General features: G+C 43.4%; 21 protein-coding genes and 1 tRNA gene. 10 read left to right on the top strand and 12 right to left on the bottom strand.

Going from position 1 to position 21,441, the window contains the following annotated elements; genetic code table 11:
- Positions 1-42 precede the first annotated feature (42 nt).
- Complete coding sequence (locus LEP1GSC050_RS10340; RefSeq protein WP_010571140.1) at positions 43-1,113, bottom strand: alpha/beta hydrolase; 1,071 nt, start codon at positions 1,111-1,113, stop codon at positions 43-45.
- Between the two features lie 310 nt (positions 1,114-1,423).
- Here LEP1GSC050_RS10340 and LEP1GSC050_RS10335 point away from each other — a divergent pair, with 310 nt between their 5' ends.
- From LEP1GSC050_RS10335 to LEP1GSC050_RS10320, 4 genes are all read left to right on the top strand, one after another.
- On the top strand, positions 1,424-2,023 hold the full coding sequence (locus LEP1GSC050_RS10335; protein ID WP_010571139.1) for a tyrosine-type recombinase/integrase: 600 nt from the start codon (positions 1,424-1,426) through the stop codon (positions 2,021-2,023).
- Positions 2,024-2,169: 146 nt separating this feature from the next.
- Entirely contained in the window at positions 2,170-2,505 is a 336-nt protein-coding gene (locus tag LEP1GSC050_RS10330) for an STAS domain-containing protein (protein WP_010571138.1), read from the top strand.
- Between the two features lie 28 nt (positions 2,506-2,533).
- Positions 2,534-4,042, top strand: coding sequence for an ArnT family glycosyltransferase (locus tag LEP1GSC050_RS10325; RefSeq protein WP_010571137.1), 1,509 nt, complete (start codon positions 2,534-2,536; stop codon positions 4,040-4,042).
- Positions 4,043-4,045: 3 nt separating this feature from the next.
- Positions 4,046-4,684 (top strand): SGNH/GDSL hydrolase family protein, encoded by a 639-nt coding sequence (locus tag LEP1GSC050_RS10320; protein ID WP_010571136.1) that lies wholly within the window; start codon positions 4,046-4,048, stop codon positions 4,682-4,684.
- A gap of 14 nt (positions 4,685-4,698) precedes the next feature.
- Here the strand turns inward: LEP1GSC050_RS10320 and LEP1GSC050_RS10315 are convergent, their stop codons facing one another.
- Together LEP1GSC050_RS10315 and LEP1GSC050_RS10310 are read right to left on the bottom strand one after the other, a co-directional pair.
- A complete protein-coding gene (locus LEP1GSC050_RS10315) occupies positions 4,699-5,190 on the bottom strand; it encodes an acyl-CoA thioesterase (protein WP_040911279.1) in 492 nt (163 codons plus the stop codon).
- 82 nt (positions 5,191-5,272) lie between these two features.
- Positions 5,273-6,316 (bottom strand): SMP-30/gluconolactonase/LRE family protein, encoded by a 1,044-nt coding sequence (locus LEP1GSC050_RS10310; RefSeq protein ID WP_040911609.1) that lies wholly within the window; start codon positions 6,314-6,316, stop codon positions 5,273-5,275.
- Between the two features lie 118 nt (positions 6,317-6,434).
- On the opposite strand from LEP1GSC050_RS10310, the gene LEP1GSC050_RS10305 reads away from it, so the two are divergent.
- Positions 6,435-6,692, top strand: a complete 258-nt coding sequence (locus LEP1GSC050_RS10305) for an LIMLP_16025 family protein (protein WP_010415511.1) — start codon at positions 6,435-6,437, stop codon at positions 6,690-6,692.
- 76 nt (positions 6,693-6,768) lie between these two features.
- Positions 6,769-7,587, top strand: a complete 819-nt coding sequence (locus LEP1GSC050_RS10300) for a penicillin-binding transpeptidase domain-containing protein (RefSeq protein WP_010571133.1) — start codon at positions 6,769-6,771, stop codon at positions 7,585-7,587.
- Positions 7,588-7,940: 353 nt separating this feature from the next.
- Here LEP1GSC050_RS10300 and LEP1GSC050_RS10295 read toward each other — a convergent pair.
- Positions 7,941-8,012, bottom strand: a tRNA-Pro gene (locus LEP1GSC050_RS10295).
- A gap of 72 nt (positions 8,013-8,084) precedes the next feature.
- On the bottom strand, positions 8,085-8,567 hold the full coding sequence (gene sixA / locus LEP1GSC050_RS10290) for a phosphohistidine phosphatase SixA (RefSeq protein ID WP_010571132.1): 483 nt from the start codon (positions 8,565-8,567) through the stop codon (positions 8,085-8,087).
- 99 nt (positions 8,568-8,666) lie between these two features.
- Between sixA and LEP1GSC050_RS10285 the strand changes: the two genes are divergently transcribed.
- From LEP1GSC050_RS10285 to rsgA, 4 genes are all read left to right on the top strand, one after another.
- Positions 8,667-9,596, top strand: coding sequence for an ABC transporter ATP-binding protein (locus LEP1GSC050_RS10285; protein WP_040911608.1), 930 nt, complete (start codon positions 8,667-8,669; stop codon positions 9,594-9,596).
- Position 9,597: 1 nt separating this feature from the next.
- Positions 9,598-10,419 (top strand): ABC-2 family transporter protein, encoded by an 822-nt coding sequence (locus tag LEP1GSC050_RS10280; RefSeq protein ID WP_020987175.1) that lies wholly within the window; start codon positions 9,598-9,600, stop codon positions 10,417-10,419.
- A gap of 89 nt (positions 10,420-10,508) precedes the next feature.
- Positions 10,509-12,032, top strand: a complete 1,524-nt coding sequence (locus tag LEP1GSC050_RS10275; protein ID WP_010571129.1) for an HDOD domain-containing protein — start codon at positions 10,509-10,511, stop codon at positions 12,030-12,032.
- Positions 12,033-12,265: 233 nt separating this feature from the next.
- Complete coding sequence (gene rsgA, locus LEP1GSC050_RS10270; RefSeq protein ID WP_010571128.1) at positions 12,266-13,387, top strand: ribosome small subunit-dependent GTPase A; 1,122 nt, start codon at positions 12,266-12,268, stop codon at positions 13,385-13,387.
- Positions 13,388-13,398: 11 nt separating this feature from the next.
- Here the strand turns inward: rsgA and rsmA are convergent, their stop codons facing one another.
- The 7 genes from rsmA to LEP1GSC050_RS10235 all read right to left on the bottom strand — a co-directional run bounded on the left by rsmA (position 13,399) and on the right by LEP1GSC050_RS10235 (position 21,433).
- Positions 13,399-14,280 carry a 16S rRNA (adenine(1518)-N(6)/adenine(1519)-N(6))-dimethyltransferase RsmA gene (gene rsmA / locus LEP1GSC050_RS10265; RefSeq protein ID WP_010571127.1) on the bottom strand — a complete coding sequence of 294 codons (882 nt, stop codon included), beginning with the start codon at positions 14,278-14,280 and terminating at the stop codon, positions 13,399-13,401.
- Positions 14,252-16,162 (bottom strand): ComEC/Rec2 family competence protein, encoded by a 1,911-nt coding sequence (locus tag LEP1GSC050_RS10260; protein ID WP_010571126.1) that lies wholly within the window; start codon positions 16,160-16,162, stop codon positions 14,252-14,254. Before LEP1GSC050_RS10260 ends, rsmA begins: the two co-directional genes overlap by 29 nt.
- Positions 16,163-16,243: 81 nt before the next feature.
- Positions 16,244-17,230: a tryptophan--tRNA ligase gene (gene trpS, locus LEP1GSC050_RS10255; RefSeq protein WP_010571125.1), complete on the bottom strand. Its 987-nt coding sequence runs from the start codon at positions 17,228-17,230 to the stop codon at positions 16,244-16,246.
- Entirely contained in the window at positions 17,227-19,074 is a 1,848-nt protein-coding gene (locus LEP1GSC050_RS10250; protein ID WP_020987573.1) for a hypothetical protein, read from the bottom strand. Before LEP1GSC050_RS10250 ends, trpS begins: the two co-directional genes overlap by 4 nt.
- A 3-nt stretch (positions 19,075-19,077) precedes the next feature.
- Positions 19,078-19,668: a LolA family protein gene (locus tag LEP1GSC050_RS10245; protein ID WP_010571122.1), complete on the bottom strand. Its 591-nt coding sequence runs from the start codon at positions 19,666-19,668 to the stop codon at positions 19,078-19,080.
- A gap of 32 nt (positions 19,669-19,700) precedes the next feature.
- On the bottom strand, positions 19,701-20,660 hold the full coding sequence (locus LEP1GSC050_RS10240; RefSeq protein ID WP_010571121.1) for an electron transfer flavoprotein subunit alpha/FixB family protein: 960 nt from the start codon (positions 20,658-20,660) through the stop codon (positions 19,701-19,703).
- A gap of 11 nt (positions 20,661-20,671) precedes the next feature.
- A complete protein-coding gene (locus tag LEP1GSC050_RS10235) occupies positions 20,672-21,433 on the bottom strand; it encodes an electron transfer flavoprotein subunit beta/FixA family protein (protein WP_010571120.1) in 762 nt (253 codons plus the stop codon).
- Positions 21,434-21,441 lie beyond the last annotated feature (8 nt).

The raw sequence follows: 21,441 nt of genomic DNA, 5'->3' as shown, positions 1-21,441 counted from the left end.
AGCGCAGCGGACGGGACGATATGCGAATTTACCCCCTGTTCGTTATGCGGCGACCGTCTCTCGGTCCGCCTTTTTTTCGTGCGAAGTTCCGGATTGACCGATATGTTTGAAAAAGAACGCAAATCCATTAATTAAATCGAATATAGCAGGAATAGTCTTTAAGGAAATTCCGACATCTCCATGAGAAATTAGCGGAGTTAATACGAGCTTTACTTTTTTACTTGATAACGCCTCAGCCATAATTACTGCTTCCGCCGGCGGGACCACCTTATCCCCGAGCCCATGGACGATTGAAATCGGACAGGAGATAGAATCTAGCTTATCTTTTACCTGTAAATCCTTTAGGAAAGACGCTTTTTTTCCCGCATTGTCAAGGATCTTACGCCAAATCTTTTGTCTGTAAGTCGGATCGTCTCTTAATTCCTCGAAAATTTTTCGATTCATGGATTTTATAGATTCGAGTATCCCGGGTAATTCCAACATCTCTCTTCCATAGCTTCCGTCTAAAACGCAGGCCTTAATCGCTTTCTCAACTTCCTTATTCTCGCCGATTCCATATTTTATAAAATTATAAAGTAAAATCATCCGACCGTACTCGTCTCCGTCCGGCGAGGTCATTAAATAATCCAATGTAGATGCGACGTCGCAATAAGCGCCGATCGTTAAAATGGATTCGATACGATCCGAAATTTCAGGGTTAGAGGCGGCAATCAATCCCATACTTCCGGAAAATGAAGGAGCAATATAGGAGAGTTTTCCTTGGGGACAATAAACCGGATCGGAAGACACGCTTATGATCATATCTTCTATTGTGCGAATCGTCTCTTTTTCGATTCGAAACTCGGTCACCTCTTTCAGCAGAGGAGAGATCACGGTATAACCGACTGCACAAGCGGCTTGGCAAACCGCGGCAAATCTCGGGTCTTTATTTCCTAAATAGGCGAGACCGTTGACGGCTAAGATTGTTCCTTTCGAGTCATTTTTAGGCGTGTAAAGGATTGCTGGGATCTCTTTGTCGGGTAATGAAAGTAGAATTTCTGTTTCTTGAACCCGTGGAGGTTCGGAGCTTTGGCAATGGAGAGCAAATAGAGCGGCTTCCAGGAAATTTTTCATAACTTGTATCGGACTAAGCTTTGGTTAAAAGACGATAACATTTTTATGACGTTTTTCGAATTTACCCAAGGTTTCGGGAAAAAATGGGATATTCAGTTACAACTCTGATTTCTAGCAATAGTGATGAAATAAACTGCAAGTAAAATTCAAGATTTGTCCCGGAATAGTTATTCTATCGCAAGGCAATTCCGTTGGTCGGTAATGGCTTTTCCGCGTGACTTCGGCAATTTCCCTTAAATTTTACTTTTCTTGACCTTCCATTTTTAGATATTCCATCAAAAAGCAAAAAACTAATATATAGGAAATTGAAATGGTTTCATCAGAATTTTTCCAAAAACCGGATCGATCTGAACTTGAAGATAAAAATTACCCGGGTTTTTTAACTAAACCTGAGCTGCGACGACTTTTTGATGCAGCCAAAAGTAATGAAAATCATTATCTTTGGCTTCGAATGATTTATTCTTTCGGATTACTTATAACTGAATTAGTTTTTCTCGAGGTTCGGGATTTAGATTGGGCGAAAAATCAAATCACAATTAGGCATTCGCAAAAATTAAGGAGCAGAACGCTCCAGATCCCCATTCCGCTGCAAAGGGATTTATGGTTTGCTACTAGGGGAAAATCAGAAGACGCATTCTTATTTTCGGGTAGGAGTGGACGGGTTCATCCGCGAACCATTCAAAAAATGTTTTCAAAGTTAGAAGAGGTGTGCGGGCTTTCCGTGAGCGTAATTCGATTACGGAGATCACTGGCGGTCCATTTGATCGAAGCAGGTTGGGGGGTGGAAAGAACCCGAGAGTATATGGGGTTTTCTTCAAAGAGATCGGTTCAAGAATTGCTGGGTCCTGCAAGAAATCCCCCGGTCGGAAAAATGTTTCCATTAGAGGAAATTCTGGGTGTCGCCGCGTAAGTCGGAATAACCGGAAACCCTAAAAATTTGTTGTAAAACCCCATTTCCTCCCTATTTTAGTCTCGGACGAGCGTTTCTAATCCCTTTTTTTAAAGAGGAAAAGATTGATTAGGGCACGCTTTTCCAGACGTTAGCGGGAGCCTCACTTGGAAATTAAGACCAAAAAAATCGGGAAACATACCCTCGTTCAATTGGACGGCCGGTTAGATATTACCCATTCCGACGAGGTTGAAGCGAAACTCTTAGACGACGTTCAAGCGGGTTTAGGAGACATCATAATTAATTTGCAAAATATCTCGTACATTTCTTCCTCCGGGATCAGGATCTTCGTCGGAATGGTACGCGAATTGGAAAAGCAAAGTCGTAAGCTTAAGCTTTGTTGCATTACGCCGAATGTAAAAAAAGTGTTCGATGTAGTGGAATTACTCGATTTGTTCGAAGTTTTCGAAACCGAGCAAGAAGCAGTCGCGACGCTTAAATAAATTTATAGGGGGACCGTAACTGGAACCGATGAAGTCCCCCGAATTCCAACCTAAATCCGACCGAATCTCAGGAATAGTTTCTCTCTTCGGATTAGTCATCTTATCAATTCTTTATTTATTCGCATTCGGACTTTCTGGTAAAGAATTTCCGCCCACCTGGCCGGACGAAGTTCTTTTTTATTCTCCATCCATGGATTTTGCGACTCATGGGACTTTTCGCACTCTCGTTCTCGAAGGCTTGATTCGGGGAATGGAGTATAAAACGCTATGGGTGCCTCCTTTATTCTTTATTTTAAACGGTGCAGTCCTTTCCTTTTTCGGGGGAGGACTGGAAGTTATTCGCCAGTTTTCCGCTCTTGTGTCTCTCGGCTCCGTATGGCTGTTCTGGTTTTTGTTAAAAGAAATCGGCTTTTCACCACGAGCAAGATTAGGCGCTTGCCTGTTGCTCATTACGGATCTTCTTTTTCTTAGAGTTGGTTGGACGGCGCGGATGGAAGCGCTCTGTCTGTTTTGGGCTTTGGCATCCATTTTTGTTTTGGCAAGAAAAGTCAGCTGGAACGGAGAAGCGAAGAATGAACTTACTTTTTTGGAAGGGTTCGGATCGGGATTCTTTTTAGGCCTTTCTTTTCTGTCTCATCCGTTCGGCGCGGTTTTCGGAATTCCGGTGCTCTTTCTAATTCACCGCGCTAAGGCTTGGAATATTTGGACGTTTTGGGTGGGAGGAAGTCTTCCATTAATCGCATGGGCAATCTGGATTTACCCGGATTGGGAATTGTTTATCATTCAATTCGGAGCGCAATTCGGGAGAAAGCGTGAATTGTTGCAAACGTTTTCTCCATTAACAAAAGTGAAAGTTTTGCTAGGAGGATACGAGAGTCCAGGTTCCCGACTTTGGTTTTATCTGGCTCTTCTATTAGGAGTTTGGGTCGTTCGAAAAGAATTGTTAGAAAGAAAGAATCTAACGTTCTTCCTTTTACTCTGGTTATCGACCGTTCTTGCTTTCTTATTTCTTTCCACGGAATATTATTATGTAATGTATTTGTGTCTTCCGCTTTCCGCTTTAGGCGGCTTTTTCTTTGACAGGATCAGAAGCAGGAGAATCCAATATGTCGCCGGGTTATTGGTTTTTTGCAATTTGTTTATCTTGTTTTATGCATATAGAAAAATCGGCTTTGCAAACCCGGAATTCGATTTGAATGCGAAATTCTCGAAGGCGTTATTGGCGGAATTAGAGGGCTCCAAGCGAGTGTATCTTCAGGCGATTCCGGATCCGTATTTCCATCTTGTCGAAGGTCTACCTGATTCTAAGATACTTGAGTTTATTCCGGGCGAATTGCCGATTCCGTCGAATGAGTTTCTTCCGACTTTGCAGACGATCGACGCCTTTGTCTTTTCCGAAGGTCAAAAACGAAACGAACATATTCAACGGTTTCTCGAAGAAAATTCGAATAAGTTTAAAATAAGAAGCGTCTCTGTCGAACCGTCGACTCCAAGAAAGCTCGTAAAAGCGGAAGCGGTAATTTATCTCCGACGATAAACGATGAAACGATCCGAATTTATTCTAGCCTTGATGTCGTTTCTTTTGTGCATTGATTGCTATTCCGAAAAACATACACCGGATTTAACCACCTTACTTCCCCAGGGTGGCAGCATTCCCGTTTCCGTAATCGGCGATTCTTTGTGCGAACGATCTCAAGCCTTTGATTTGTCCGACGGCTTAGGTTCCCATTTTCAGGTTCTAAACGTTTGCGTGACAGGCAGCACCGTACCCGACTGGCTGCAAAATATCGATCGTGCCCTTACGAATTCTCCGAAAATTATAATCATTGAACTGGGAACCAATGACGTTTCCTCGTATCCGACAAGTCAATTTCCCGCGAATTACGATCGACTTTTATCGAATCTTTCCGTTCGAACCGACGCGATTTTTCTTATTACCGTACTACCGCCGCCTTTAGATACCGGTTTCAGGGCCGGAGTTTTGCAGATCAATACGTATTTGAAGAAGCTTGCAACTGTGCATCCGATTGCGGATATGGAAACCCCCTTTTTACAAAACGAGAACACCATTCCTTTATATCCTCAAACTGATCCGATACACCCGGATCCGGCAGGAATCGCTATTATGAAAACCGTATATATACAACAAATAGGGAAGATCAGCGGACTCTCACTTTGATGCACGATAGGATTTCAGGAACTTCCTTTTTCTTTAATCTTGCGGAGAAGTTCGCGGTTCGATTCCTGCCTTAAAATTGCATTCTCATATCTACGGATTTCCAAATTGGTTTCGGGTTGGAGTCTCGGAATTGGACAGGGTTTTTTGTTTTCATCCAGGGCGACAAAAGTAAGATAAGCGGTCGTAGCTCTCACCACGACGCCGGTGTAGGGATTTTCTTTAGACACTTGGACGCCTATTTCCATAGACGATCTTCCTGTAAAGTTTACGGACGCTTTTAGAATGACATGATCACCGACCGAGATCGGCTCTAAAAAATTCAGTTTGTCGACGCTGGCCGTCACTGCTTCTCTTCCACAATGCCGTTGCGCGACCATGACTGCGATTAAATCTATCCACGACATCAGGACTCCTCCGAAGAGGGTCCCATAGTGGTTGGCATGATCAGGCATAACGATATGCCTAGTTTCGACGGCGGAATCACGAGGAGTCTTAACTATTTCCATAAATACTAATATTGTTAACGGTTTGACCCCTCCCCATTTAGGACAAGAAAAGAGTCGAACGGATTCCAATCGAGATTCTTAACTATTGAAAGGAGCAGTCCAATATATAGTCGTTAAAAACCTGCGAAATATATAATTTATCCTTGTATGAAATTGCAGTGCTTCCTGCGGAAATCTCCTCTCCAGGATTCGCGTATATTTCTTTGAAAGTGTCGTCGGGATTAATAACGAAAACTTGAGTTGGAGCAGGATAATCTTTATTACGAAGATGTCTTAAAAATTTCCATGTGGATTGGTGACCGACTACGAATATTCTCCCTTTTTCATCGGCTTCTAGGTTATCCGTACCGGTATCGACAAAGATTGTCTTAGGTTCGCCTAAAACAATCTTTCCCGAACTACGATCGACAGGGAATTTAAAGACGGCACGGTCCATAAAGCCGGAACGGTATAGAAATTCTTTGCCGTCGGCTCTTTTTATAAATAAAATTCCATTTCCATAATATAGAGGATTTCCTAAAGACGACCAGGATTTTCCGTCATAGACGGAGATTTCCGATCTTGCACTCCGGAAGAGATCGTCAAGGAAATAGCGAAATTTTCCTCCCTGTCCGTGGTCGTTAGAAACATAAATTTCGTTTTCCGATTCGACGAATAAATCGTTAGGACTGGTAAGCAAGGGATCTTTCAAAGTTTGGATATGCTTCCAGGTCCCTGTCGGAGATTTTTGATCCGGCCGAGAAGTTCTTTCAAAGACTTCGATGCTATGTTCTTGAAAAGGTACTACATGGGAAATTACGTAAAGTCTATAAGTATTTCCCTTCATTAAAAGACTGATTCCGTGAGGATGAAAGGGTTTAGGATAGTCGACTACTAATGGAATAGGTTTGGGCGAAGGGTCTACGGTATTCAGAACATACAGTTTTCCTTCTTGGTCGCTGATCCTCCGTTCATGCGAAGATACATAAAGCAGACCTTCCTTTCGATCGATCGCAATATCTTCCGGTCCGGGCATTCCGGCAATTTTGCTGCAAGCCGGTAGGGGAATCGTTTTTAGCTCGGCAGAGCAAGAAATGGAAAGAAAGCAGAGTAGAATAGATATTTTGGATATTAGGCTATTTTGCATGGGAATTAGGATTTCGACCAAAAACCTCCGTGGCAATCCGGATTCGGGAAAAACACGATAATTTTCTGCTTGCATTTATTGTGCGCTGCATAAAAATATAAAAAAAGGAACGTGCTGGATGGATAACCAAAAACTTAACGATCTTATCAACGCGGGAATCGGCGCTGTTCAAACATCGAAGGAGATCTTCGATAAACTCCTGGAAGACCTAAATGAAGGAAAGGAGAAGGTGGAGCAGCGTTTCGACGAATTACGTGCACAAGGGGAAAAAGACCTTAGCGACAGTGCATTGAAATTTAAAGTCCCTCTTGCGTGGGGAATCGTGAAATTCGAAGAAATTCGGGAAAACCTTCTCAAACAATTCTTAAATAAATAAATTCGAACTTTCGTTTCCGCCGAATTCGAATCCTTCCATCGGATAGTTTTTTATCCTAAATAAACGGTTTATATACGTGTCCATATTCAGGTTCTTGTTAACTTGCGTTTTCGTATTTGCCGTAAGCCAACCGATTTTTTCGGAGACGATTCTTGCAAATCAGCGGGAGCTTTTGTTAGTTTCCAATTTTCTTATAAATCAAAACACGATCCCGGAAATAAAAACTTATGGAGAAGAAGCGTTTACAAAAGCTCGGTTTTCTCCCGCGTCCACTTTTAAGACATATTTAGCCCTATCTTTATTAGAAAATCGAATTGCGGATTCGGAAGTAAAAATTCAGTGTTCGGATTCTCATATTCCCGGGGCTCCTAGAAGTCTGAATTTACGTGAAGCTCTATTTTACTCCTCCAATGATTATTTCTCGATATTGTTTCCGAAACTGGGTCGCAAGAAATTAGAAAAGACTTTAAGAAGAATCGGATATGGGCCAGTGACAGGTAAGCCCGATCCGTCCAAAAAAGGAAAACTTCCGGATGCTTGGTGGACGGACGAGGTAGGCTTAAAACATGGAGGCGCTCTTCGACTTCTTCCGGAAGAAATTCATGGTTTTTGGGTTTCAGTTTTTTGGAAAAGAAATCTTGGTATTTCCGAATCCGTTTATCGATCCTGGATATCCAGTTTGTTTTGGTCCGATTGCCCCGAACGGGGTGGTACTATTTTCGGAAAGACCGGTTCTTGGGAAGGCAATTATTGGTTTCAGGGAATCTTAGTATCGAAGGATGGACCCGATTCTGTCGCCGTTACAATATTAAGCAAATTTAAAGATGCAAATAGAACAGAAACGATAAAGCGATTTTATGAGATTGTAGGATGTAAAATGCCGTCGCTAGAATAAGCGGACTTTTGGCGCGTGAGTTAATTTGATCGAGGAGGCCCCCACCCTTCCTGGGCGGGGGCCGGAGCGGAGCGGCGGAGTTGCCTTTATTTCACAAAAACGGAAATTCGACAACTTTTTTTCTAAATCGATCTGTAGGAGTTCCGGCAGATCGATTTAGAAATTTCGGATCAAGAAGGCTTAGATGGATTAGCATCGGTTTCTTATATGGAAGATACTTTAGAAAATTGTTATAAATCGATGGGAGAAATCGAACTTTCTATCGAATGGAACGATTGAATTCGTTTCCTAAGAATCGCTTGCGTTGAAAGCTTTGGAATCGGCGGGAAAATCTTGAACTCAGAAAGAAATCTTCGGAGTGACTGGATTCGAACCAGCGACCCCTTCCCCCCCAGAGAAGTGCGCTACCACTGCGCTACACCCCGATTCTCTTTCTTCTTTGGATGATTTTTCGAATTTAGGTGGAGTGTAAACCTAATTTTAGGTCCTACTAAAACTCAGCATAGAAAGTCCGGAGAGACGAACCAAATAATCTGCCCGCCTAAGAATTTCTCCCTTGGAACATTTACTGCCAACGCCGATCCGGGCGTAAACAGGAAGGATTTTCCCACTCCGGATATTCCCAGCAATTTCTCCGAGAAAACACTTACATCCGGGCTATGTCCGACGATCAAGATTGCATCCGAATTGGAGTAATCTTTTAGTAATGCGCAGGTTTGAGCATATTCTTCGCCCGGTTGAAGATATTCCAAGGATTCCGACTCTTCCTCTGGTCGTAAAATATCCGCGTAGATTTTGGCGGTTTCCATGGTTCTAACGAAGGGGCTATGGTAGATTTTTTTTATTTTGAAGCCGGTTAAGAAAAACCGCGCCATCTTTTCGACATCGGCTTTTCCTTTTGCAGTGAGAATTCGCGAGGAATCTTTTCCGTCGGAGGAAACCGGTTCTGCCTCTCCATGTCGTGCAATAATAATCTTCATGGAATAAAAACCGGATTCAACCTTATGTTTTCCGGAAAAAGATTGCCGGGGTTTCGACTGGAACCTATCGTTCTCGGCACTTGGTCTAAGGATTTTCTGATGTCCCAATTTGCAATTGAAATCGAAAGCCTACGTAAAAATTATCCCGGCGTGCAGGCTCTTCGAAGCATTCATTTAAGCGTTCCTCGAGGAGGAGTTTTCGGCCTTTTAGGACCGAACGGTGCCGGAAAGACGACGTTAGTAAGAATCTTACTCGGTTTTTCCCGACCGACTAGCGGTGAATGTAAAGTTCTCGGCGAATCTCCCTCCCCGGCAGTTCGTGCACGCGTAGGATATCTTCCGGAACGCATGGCGGTTTCCCCCTATTTAACGGGTCGAGAATTTTTGGAGGCAAGTCTTCGACTGGCCTTTTTTAAGGCGAAGGCAGCAAAAATTAAGAGTAATGAATTATTGAGCGAATTGGGTTTAGCCGAAGCTGCTGACAGAAAAGTTTCAACTTATTCTAAAGGAATGTTACAAAGATTGGGTTTGGCCCACGCATTGGGTGCCGAGCCGGAACTCCTATTGTTGGACGAGCCCGGCACGGGACTTGATCCTGCCGGTTATAAGGAATTTAGGGATCGAATTTTAACGGAGAACGTTAAGAGAGGAGTTACCATCCTGATTAACTCCCATCGTTTGCCCGAGGTGGAGCAAATTTGCACGGAAGTGGGAATATTACATAAAGGTCAAATTAAAGCTCAAGGGCGACTCGACGAACTAAGGCAAGGTAAAGATAGAATTCGAATCCGCCTCGAGGCGGATGCGGGCTTGGAATCGTATTTGGAAGGAATTTCTTTGGATTTTAAAAAAGACGGTAAAGAATGGGAGATTCGACCCAAGCCGGAGATCGACGTGCGTAGACTTCCCGCGGAACTTGTAGAGAGAGGAGCGGACCTTTTCCTCTTTGAAAGGAAAACCGAATCCTTGGAGGAAGTTTTCCTTCGTTTAACGGGAAGCCTCGATACCAAGGAAGAGATGGGTCATTAAAATGAATTTAAAATCGAAACAATCGCTTTCATTTTTTTTCTTCTCTATGTTTTTGCAGCTTCCTGTTCTTATAAAGCTTACGTTTTTGCAGGTGCAACGTAGGAAAGCGTTATTCTTCCTATTTTCACTCCTTGCATTTTATCTCTTAGGGGAATGGTTTTGTACCAGCACCTTCGGTGAGACTGTTACGAAAGGAGTATCGGTCGGGACGTATTTTACTCTCTCTTCCCTTTGGGTGACGGTTTTTCTGGTGATGATGACTTCCGATTTATTACGTCAGGATCTCGATTCCCAGGTTCATACTCTTTGGCTGAGCAGACCTCTCGATCCTTTGGTATATTTGGCCGGGAAAGGGATTACGTTATTAATCTTGGTCGTACTTTTTTTGGTCGGAGCGTTTGCCATCCACTCCTCCTTTGCGATCGAAATTCCCTGGGATTTTTTACTCTATCAAGGAGTGATGTTTCTATCCTACGGTTTTTTAGTGGTCTTTGCGTTATTAATCACTTTAACCGCCAATCAGACGATTTCCGTTTTACTGTCCTTCGGATTACTTCTCGGAACGGCCATTTTGGATTTTATCGTATATAACGGCGTGGTCGACGGGTCCGCTGAATTGGCCGAGAATCAAAAGCTTTTTGTCAAAATCGCGTATTGGATTCTGCCGCAACTCGGAACCGTATATTACCACGCAGGAAGACTTTTAGAGGGAAAAGTGGAAGACCCATATTCATACGGGCCTTATTCTTTTTTACAAGTCGGCGCCTGGATTTTACTTTTGAAGGCGACATTGATCGGAGCAATCCGTCGTAAGGAAATTTAAGAAAATCGGTGGTTTTAGCATTAAAGTAATCTGGAGTTGACAAAACGTTCCGAAAAATATGATATAGGGAACTGCCTTCCGTAGCGAAAATGAACATAAACTGGTACCACTTCGAAAAAGAAGGATACTATCTCAGCGTACGTAACGTAAACGAGCGTATCGAAAGGCTAAACCCTCTTTATATTCGAATTACGACATTAAATCGAAACGTAGACAAACTTCTGAACGTTTTGCTCGATCGTTATTTGGTCTATCTGGACGCGATATCTCTTAAGGAATCGGTTTTTTCCATCCTGAGAGAGAGTGTAATGAACGCCGTTAAGGCTAACTCAAAGCGGATATTTTTCTCCGAAAATAACCTGAATATTTCCAATCCCGATGATTACAGCAAGGGAATGGCGAATTTTAAAAAGGAGATGATTCGGGATAAAGAACGATATGCCGAGCTTCTTGAAAAAGTCAAATTTCATTGCTTGATTACTATGGCTTTTAATCGAACTAGCTTCCTAATGAGAGTTTCCAATAACGCTCCGATCATTGCGGAGGAGTTGAGGAGGGTGGAAAACAGGATCGGCAAAAGTCGGGAATATAATGATCTAGGAGAGGTCTTTGCCGATCACGCAGACGATTCGGAAGGAGCAGGGCTCGGACTTGCGATGTCGCTTCTCATGTTGAAAAACGAAGGCATCGAAGGCGATTGTTATAAACTCAAAGCGGAAGGCGCGATCACTTCCGCTTATATAAAAATTCCCCTGGATTTCAAGCACCGGAATGTTTCGTATCAACGTACCGTCGAAATTATCGCTGAAATCGATAAGCTTCCTACGTTTCCGGAAAATTTAAATCAGATCATGAGTCTGATCAGTAAACCCGATTCCTCCATAACGCAGATTACCGAGTCCGTTTCAAGAGACGTTTCTCTTTCGACAAATATTCTAAAGCTTGCCAATTCCGCTTCTTTTGCTCAAGGACGAAAAGTAGAAACCCTCGATGAGGCGATTAAGCGAATCGGACTTTCGGAGTTAAACAATATTCTTTTAAGTCTCGGCACGAAGAAAATACTCGAAGAAAGATATAATGAGTTCGAGCAAATTTGGGAGCGATCCAGCTTATCAGCGTATATCTGCCGGAGACTGGGAGAGCGAATGGGTTGGAAAAAAACGTTCCTAACCAATTTGGTCTGTGCCGCTCTACTTCATGATATCGGTTTGGTTCTAATGTTGTCGTTGGAGCCCGAAATCGTGGCCAAATTGACGGAACTAACCGGAAAAAATCTACTAGCATCCACGCTCGGCTTGGAAGAAGCGGCATTAGGAATTACTCATACTTCGCTCGGCAGCATGATCTGCGAAAAATGGAATTTTTCGGATACGATCCGAGTCGCAGCCGAATACCATCACAGGCCCTTAATGGCTAAAAAGGAATCGAGAGACGTGGTCTTTGCTGTGTATCTTTCCGATTGGATTATCGATTGTTACGAGGGAAAGGCGGATCCTGCCGCGATCCATTGGGAGGTCCTTCAACATTTCGGTTTTAAAAAAGACGAGGAATGGAAAGAGTTCGGCGATAAAATTATAAACGAATATAAGGCTTTTCAACGCCAGTCTAGATAGACTTGATTCATAAGGTTTCCTTTAAATGAAAGGGAATCTTTCCGAATTTCCCAGAAACATTCCGGCTAAAATCGCTTTACAAGTTTCCGTACCGAACGGATTTTTGATCAAAGTCCGCATATGATTGCCTGATCGCTAACAACCTTTTTTCTGAAGGAACCTCTCTCCGAGGCGGAAGACTTTTGTCTTCTTGATACGATCCATCCCGAAAATCGGGACATTGGCAAAAACAAATGAATCACAGACCAGATCTTTCTCTATCCGCATGGGACCGCGATAGGGAAAGAGAATTTCAAATTATATCTTCGCTATTCGGACTCCGGGAATCTTTTCCCGCACGAATCATCGGAGAGCAAGGGCAAGAGTTTAAACTCCAAACGGCTTTCGAAGAAGGAATCGGTATCTTAACGGGTGCGCTTCGTTTTGGAGCGAATTCCATTTTGGATTTACCGATTGCCGGAGATTGGGTACTCGCTACAAAAATGGATTCGGAACAATTTCTGATCCATTCCGTTCTTCCTCGTCGGAGTTTGCTCGTACGTAAATCCAAAGGAAATTTGCAGAGACCGGATCCGATCTACGCAAATATGGATTATATTTTTCTTTTGCACGGTTTGGATGGCGACTTCCAACCCAGGCGATTGGAAAGAACTCTCGTGCAGCTTTGGGAGAGCGGCGCCTTGCCTGTGATCGTTTTGACGAAGAAGGATCTCTACAGCGATAACCAAAATGAGTTATTCGATAGGATCGCACAGGTGAAAGAGTCTTGCGTGGGAGTTGAGGTTCATTCTATTTCAATATTCGAGTCGATCGGTTTGGAAGAATTGGCGGACTATTGGAGTAAAGAATCCACTTCGGCCTTTATCGGATCTTCCGGAGTGGGGAAATCCTCTCTATTAAATCTTCTTTTGGGGAAAGAATTTAGGGAGGTCCAAAACGTTCGCGAATCGGATTCGAAGGGAAAACATACGACGAGCAATCGTTGGATGTTTCGTCTATCGTCGGGCGCCTGGATTTTGGATAATCCGGGAATGAGGGAGATCCAACTTTGGTCGGACGGTTCGGGGCTCGCGGAAACTTTTCCGGAAATTTTGGAAGCAGCGAAAGGCTGTAAGTTTCCTGACTGTTTCCATCATAGCGAGCCGAATTGCGGAGTAAAGACCGCTCTGGAGCAAGGGAGAATTTCGGAAGATCGCTTCAAAAGCTATCTCAAATTGCAAAGGGAATTATCTCGGAATGCGCAATTGGCTTCCCCGACTTCCGGCGAGGCCCGCGCACAAAAAGCGAAATGGAAATCGATTCATAAGGAGCAGAAAAGACTGCAGCATCAAAGGGAAAAAGAACGGTATCAATGAAGGTAAAAGATTCAAAAATGGAGAGGGAAATTCTCGACCACTTTGTAAAAATCTTCGATCTTTAATTCTTCCGGCCGTTTGTCCAAAGAAAGCCCGGCAGTCTCTACGGCTTCCCTGAGTTGGAGTCGTAGAGTCTCTTCTGACAAACGTAAGGGTAAACCCGTCGGATAAAAGGATAGAAGAGGAGCTTCCTTCAAAGAAGATCCAATCTTTTTTCTTTTTCCCCAAAACAAAACTCTGCAGAGTATTTCTAAAATTTGATAGAGTTCTCTGTTTGAAAAACGAGGTTTAGCGGTATAGGAAAGGACGCTAGAATCTACGTTCGGGCTGGGATAAAAAGATCCGGCTTTTATAGTTTTACGATTTTTAAAAGTACCGTAGGCTCCTGCGTAGACGGATAAAGAAGATACTTCTTTGGTCATTCGGTGCGCGAATTCTTTTTGGACTAAGAACACCGCACCTGTCAATCCGCTCAACCGCTCTAAGGAAAGAACGATCAACTCGGAAGTGATATAATAGGGAAGATTTCCGAATAGAAAGCAATTGTCCGAGATCGAATCCGTTAGAGTCGCTCTTGCGTCGCCCAAAACGATTTCCGCTTCCGGCAGAAATTCTTTAAGCCATTCGTAATATACGGGATCGATTTCGAATAACAGGACTCTTTTTCCCAGACCGACCAAAAGATGGGAAAGCGCGCCTAAGCCGGGCCCGATTTCCAGAATTAAATCAGATTTTTTTAATGCTTCTGGATCTGCACTTTGTAGTAATGTACGGACCGCGTTCGGGTCTATTAAAAAATTCTGTCCCCATTTTTTGAGAGGAGCGGAGGATTTTTTTGCCAGGAATTCCCGAATTACTGTGGGTTTAAAAAACGGGTATTCCGGGAAGCTCATTGCTTCCAATAAACTCCCAGCCGGGCCCGATTCCAAGCTGTTTTCGAACTTTATTCCATTCCTTCACATTATCCGATTTGCCGAAGCGCGAACTTAGTAAAATAATTCCTGTACCATGTTGCGTGATTTTTGCCAGACTAAAAACCGAATCTTTTCCGACTTCGAACCTTACGAGTTGACCAGATTCTGTTGGAAGAGAAAATCGATTTCTTTTAGGAACGATTTGCCAGTTCGTTAGATTAAGGGAAGAAGTCGTTTTTTTGCCGCCATATTGGAATAGTACGTTTGTTCGACGTCTAAAGCAGGAGAGAATCCAACGTATGCAAGATTCGTCTTCGATATAAATCCTCTCGATTTTAGTTTGGCCCGAATTTTCTCCGCAGAAGAGTTGGTGATCTTTTCCGAAAGAATTATAAAATAAATTCGAGCTGTACTTACATTTCCCTCCCAAAACTAATTCTTTTTCGTTCCGAATCACGAAGCTAAATTTGTCTCCGTAGAATATCGGCGGTAATCGTATATACCGAGACGAAGCAGCAAGAAGGTAATAGAATCCGATGCAGAAAACCAATAATGATAAACGCAGTAAAAGAATCGGATCCATATTTTTTTGAATTCTAGTATTCCCTTCCGGAGAGAAGGAAAGGTTTAGTGATTTTTTTATCGTGTCGCGAATCGGGAGGGATCGAATCAGGAATAAAAATATGATGAACAAAGACAAAACGATTAATGCGAGTTGCTTCGCCTCGCCTCGATAATATTTTGAAAAAGTAAGCTCGTTTTCACTCCAAAAGACCGTGACACTTTCTAGAATATTGATCAGCAATTTAACCGGAATCCAGAGACAATCTTTCAGATAAGGAATCGATAAGAATTCTAAAAGTAATGCGGAATATAATAAAGGGAGTAATATTCCGCATAGTGGAACCAAGAGCAGATTAATTCCGAGCGAACCGAAACTAAAGGTTCCAAAGTATGCGACTAATGTCGGAAAGGTACCTAAGCCCGCCGCGAAGGAAAGCGTTAGATTTTCTCGAAAGAAGTATCCCATTTTTTTCAATATGCCGGTTTCTTCGGCGTCTCGCGGAAAGCAAAGATCTAAACAAGGTTTCAAAAGTAAAATGGACGCAACCGCGCCGAACGAAAGAAGAAATGATACGCCGAACGATCTAACAGGATCCCAAAGATACAAAATTCCGGTTGAGGCTAAAAGCAAATCGGACGGACGTGTTTTTCGAAAGAATAGCGTCTGTAAAAGAAGAAAGGACGAAAAAACCCAAGCTCGTGCCAAAGACACCGGAAAACCAAGTAATGAGAAATAAAGAAGTCCGAGCAAAATGGGTATCACTCTCGGAAAGAAATATCCTAATACTGGGAAGAGTTTTAGAAATGCAAAGACGCAACCTAATAATATTCCTAAATGAAGTCCGGAGGCTGCGAAAAGATGAAGTATACCTCCTTCTTTAGCGTCCTGCTTAAAGTCTTTGTTTAGGTTTTTTGCATCTCCTAACACCAGTCCCAGAGAAATTTCCTTTTCTAATCCCTCTACATTTGCAGACTCCAGCAATTTCCCGACGAAGGCGCTCGACTTATCCTTCCAAACTTTCGATTCGTTTAAAAGAGGTGCAGTCCTTTTAGTAAATCCGGAAGTAAGAAGAAGAAAAAATAGCGGGATTCCCCAAGCGAAGGAGAGAAGCTTTTTACGAATCGGTTTTAGGGAGGAAATCAAAACGATCGAAATACATCCTATTCCTGTCCATATGAGTAGAATATCGGCGAGTAAGAAGCGGCAGAATTGGCTGGCTAAAATGCCTAAAACTAAATATGAAAAAGAAGAGGAAGGGATCCAGTCCCGATACCTTTCTTCTAAAAACCGTTTCATGAGAAAAACAGTTCTCGGATTAAAAAGATTGCTTACATTTTTCCCGTTAGGCCGGAGACGAATTATCGGCGGGATGAACGATTATGAGGATTTACTTCCGGTACCGATTCCTATTCCCATCTTGTTTCTCACCGTATCAAGAATTGGAATCGCGGCGTTGCGGGCTTTATCGGCGCCCTTTTTCATTATATCCCTAACGTAGGTTCGGTCGCCCGCTATTTTTTCCCTTTCTTTTCTATAAGGAGCAAAGTAATCCAGGACCTGTTCCAAAAGAGCTTTTTTCAAATCGCCGTAGCCGGTGCCGGGAGTGGCGAATTTTTCCTTTAGTCGCGCTTTATTTGCATCGTCCAAGAAAAGGGAATGAATCAAATATATTACATTTTTATTATAATCTTTCGGGTCGTCGATTCCGGCAGAATCCGTTACGATTCCCATTACCGCTTTTTTGATTTTCTTTTCATCGTCGAAGAAATTGATCGTATTTCCGTAAGACTTGGACATTTTTGCTCCGTCCGTTCCCGGTACGATCGCAGTGGATTCGTCGATTTCCGGTTCGGGCAATTTAAAGGTTTGCCCGTACTGTGCATTGAAGCGTTCCGCAATATCTCTAGTCAGCTCTAAATGCTGTTTTTGGTCCTTTCCTACCGGAACTCTGTCACTGTTGAAGGCGAGGATATCGGCCGCCATAAGAACAGGATAGAAAAACAAGCCCCCGCTAGGCGTAATTCCTTTTGCCACTTTGTCTTTGAAAGAATGAGCTAACTGAAGTTGAGGTACAGTGATAGACATTCCCAGATACCAGGCTAATTCGGTGACTTCGGGAACGGAAGATTGAATCCAAAAAGTGCATTTGTCGGGATTGATTCCAAGAGCCAGAAAATCGCACACGGCATCGTACGTATTTTCAGTATGATTTTTTGCGGAAGAGAATGTAGTTAACGCATGCAGATCCGCTACAAAGCAGTATAAATCGGAAGAATTTTGATATTCGACTAACTTCCGTATGACGGAGAAATAATTACCTAAATGTAATTTTCCGGACGGTTGAACTCCGGTTAATATCCTCATACTTCCTCCGAGGATTCGTTTTGCATCGGGCCTCCCACAAAGGGCTTGCCGGATAAACGCTCGTATTCATCACGAAGAGCTTTAAGCTCGGCGTCGATTTTACGATGGGCAGTCAATTTATTCACTGTGAATTTATCTTTATAAATAACCGCGTAATTGAATAGGAGCTGAGCCATATCCACAAAAACATATTCTAGGGTCTTATTATTTAAACGGTTTCCCGACACGATAGTCGAATCGTAGTAAGGAATAAATCTGTGAAGAACTTTGATTTCATCGATGACTTTTTCCTTCGAGGCAAGAACTCGATCGTTTAATTGGCCCTTGACCTCGTAATCTTTTGCGAGCAAATGATTTTCAACAAGAATGTTGATCTTTTCCGCGAATTTGCCCATGAATGCGGAGGCTTCACCCAGTAAGCGTAAAAGATTAAGCGTAATTTGATCTTCAACGGCGCTGCCGGAGGTATTTTGATTAAACGTAGCGAAGGTGTACTGGAAACTCGGATATTTTTTATTGAATGCGTCCAACTGGCGGAGAAGGTTATTGATTTCCTCGATTTCACCTTTGAACAAACCGGTTTGCATGATGATCACATCGCGATTATGGTTTTTCGTTCCGATTTTGACCATGCCTTCCAGAATCGGAGAATAGCAGGATTGAAAATCTCTCAGTAATATATATATAAGTTTATGAGGCATCCCTTTGAAAGAGGATTTAAAGGCAGCCGAGTTCATATTTTCCGGCATGTGATGTGCGAAATAATCGTCAACGACTCCGTTCAGAAAGTCGAAGGAGATTTTACCGTTCTCGTCTATTTTAAAATATCTTTGTCTTAGATTCTGAAGTTCCTCCTTTTTATTTCCGCGAGTGATAATATCATCGGAGAGTTTGATAAGAGTAGTATCCACTTCCTTGGTGATATCGGGCGAGCCTTGGAATTTCATTTCGTTGATCGGAGGAACGTTTAATGAATCTATAATCTCTTCCCATGTGATCACTTTTCGATTTGAAACTACGTAGAACGCACGAATCGCATCCGTTAATTTCGGTCTTCCGGTCTCCAAATTCAATCCGTAGTTCAATCCGGATAAAATAGAAGGGAGTTTAACTGAAAGTTTTTCGTCTTTTTTTACGAGTTCTGGTACGTGGGTTAAAATGATATCTTTCGCGTCGTCTCTGGACAAATGTCTGGCATAGTACATCTGCATCTTTAAGGATCGGTTCAAAAATATCTCGGGCGAGATTTCGTCGATAAAGAGGGAATCGAGGGAAATAAAGTTATTAAAGAATTTATTAAAATTTAATACTACGTTATACACTAACGGGCGCCAATGTCTCCAACCCTGACTTTCGGCCAATCGGAGTGCCTGCAAGGTTGAGATGATTTGATCTTCTTTTAGCGCTTTAAATAGACGTTCTACCGAAGGTGCAATTTTCGAATTCCGACCCAGGAATCCGACTTCGACCGTGCCTGTTTCTTTCGCGAACTTGGTGATCGCGGCATTTCCGCCGAATAAATTCGCTAAAAATCCTAGACCGACTGCGCCTGCATCGTTCGTTCTGCGAACCGGTTTAGGCGGCGTTTTGGAAGAAGAAGATGAAGATGTCGGAAGATTTGAACCTTGCTTAGCGGCCTTTTCGTCTTCTTCCGTTCTTCGGCTATCTTCTCTCTTTTTTTGTTCGAACTCTTCGTCGACTTTCTTCATCAAGTCGATTCGAATAAAGATATCGTTCGATTTTTGTATTACTTCGTCTATCTTTTGCTGATGTTCCGGAGAACGAGGTTTACGGTAAAGATCCGCGAATACTTTGTGGGCGTCGGTGCGCGATGTTGCAGACAAAGCCTATTCCCTCTCGTTGAGCGGGTTCTCCACGATTTGTGCGTTTGAAGGTGCTCCGAAATTAAAGAGTGAAGCCGATAATCCTACGTTCGTTTGAACTCCTGAAAAGGCGATGGAAGTATATTCTCCGGAACCCTTATGCTTCATTCTTAAGGATCTAGGGGTATTGTCCGGTCCCAAAGTTACGACGATTTCTTCGTACGTTCTATTGGGAGATTTTAGGCGAAGAGATCCGCCGACCGGAGTGACTTCCTCATAGCCGGATAGTAGTCCTCCGATTCCTCCACTCATTCCTTTTAAATCCTGCTTGCCCACAATTCCTCTCGAAGGGGAGTAAAACCAGAGAAAGCGGCCATTGGCAGCTATCACTCTCCCGTCAGAGAATTTGACGTGTAATTGATTCGGTTTTTTGTACGAAAGTGTTCCGGAAAGTTCGTTATTGATGGTTATGCTAGCCCTGAAACTGGAAATTTCATTCATTTTTCCAATAAGCGCGTTTAGGCGGTCCCGACCCGGATCAGGTAAAATAGAAGTGCCGCAAACCAAGATGGCCGCGGCACTTAAAAAGGATATAAACCCCTTGGATGAAACCATAATTGTTCTTACTATGGCTTCATTAGACGAAATTATCCAAGTACTTTTTTGAACTCGTCGGTAAGAGCAGGAACGACTTCGAAGAGGTCGCCTACGACTCCGTAGGTAGCCACTTTAAAGATCGGTGCATCTCCGTCCTTATTGATGGCGACGATGTACTTAGAAGAGCCCATACCGGCCAAGTGTTGAATTGCACCTGAAATCCCGCATGCAATGTAACAATTCGGAGAGACAGTCTTTCCAGTCTGTCCGACTTGATGGCTATGAGGAATCCATCCTGCATCAACAGCCGCGCGGGAAGCTCCTAGAGCCGCTCCTAAAACGTCCGCCAATCCTTGAAGAATCGGCCAGTTTTCCGGGCCTTTAATACCACGCCCACCGGATACGATGATGGAAGCTTCCGCTAACTGAACCTTGTTTCCTCCGCTTAAATCGGAAGAAACAATCTTCACTTTTGCGTCTCCTGCCGAAGGTGATGCCGCTTCGACCGCTCCCGCACCGGCTTTTTGTCCGACTTCTTGAGAGTTAGGACGAACTGTGAACATTGCGACAGGGCTGGTAACTTTAAAGTTTCCGTATGCCTTACCGGAATAAATCGGTTTCTTCGCTACGACTTTTCCTCCGTCAACGGAAAGCCCTACTACGTCGGCAATGATTCCTGCTCCGACTTTTACTGCTACGCGTGGGGAATAGTCTTTTCCTTGCGAAGTATGGGGTAATAGAACCACGGATGGGTTCTTGTCTTTGATCACACCTGCAACCAGGTTGGCCCAAGTTTCAGCGTTATACTCGCCTGCATTTACGGTTATGATCGAATCCGCACCGACTGCGGCTAATTCACCGGCAAATTTATCCACTCCGGATCCGAGTAGGACTGCGGTTACTTTTCCGCCTAGGGCATCCGCGATCTTGCGACCGGCAGAAGTAATTTCTCTGGAGATCTTTTTGAGTTCTCCGTCTTTGAGTTCGCCTACGATTAATACGTTACTCACGGGTCTTCTCCTTAGATAACCTTAGCTTCTTCGCGAAGAGCTTTTACAAGCTGCTCTGCAAATCCCTTAGCGTCCGCTGCTTCCAACTTGCGACCAGGAATACGAGGAGGAGGGGGTTCCAGACCGACGATTTCAATCTTGCTCGTTGGATTACCCAGATCGGCGGGAGATTTACTTTCAATCGGCTTCTTTTTAGCAGCCATTAAACCTTTCAAGTTCGGATAACGAGGTTCGTTAAGCCCTTTTTGAGCGGTGATTGCAACGGGAAGAGTAGTTTCGACGATTTGCGTTCCGCCTTCCACTTCTTTGGTTGATTTAACGTTTGTTCCGTTAATTTCCAAGCTTACGGCAAAGGCTATATGAGGAATTCCCAATGCTTCGGCGACTTGAACGACAACTTGAGAGCTGTCCGAGTCGATCGATTGGCGTCCTCCGATAATTATATCGGCGTTTTCCGATTTTGCAAAGTTAGCAATTAATTCCGCTGTCAAAACGGTATCGAAAGGAACGTAGTTGTCCACTTTGATCTGTACCGCGCGGTCTGCTCCCATTGCATAGGCTTGGCGGAGGGACTCTTGAACGCGATCGGGACCGAGGGAAACTGCGATGACTTCCCCTCCGTTTTTCTCGCGCAATCTGAGACCTTCCTCGATGGCGAATTCATCGTAGGGAGAGATAATCCATTTAATTCCGGCTTCGTTGATGGATTTGTCCCCGACTTTGATATTCGTTTCGGTGTCAGGCACCTGCTTCACTAAAACGATGATCTTCATGGACCTGG

This window comes from Leptospira broomii serovar Hurstbridge str. 5399, from assembly GCF_000243715.2.
Taxonomy (GTDB): Bacteria; Spirochaetota; Leptospiria; order Leptospirales; family Leptospiraceae; genus Leptospira_B; species Leptospira_B broomii.
This window is presented reverse-complemented; position numbering and strand designations above follow the sequence as displayed.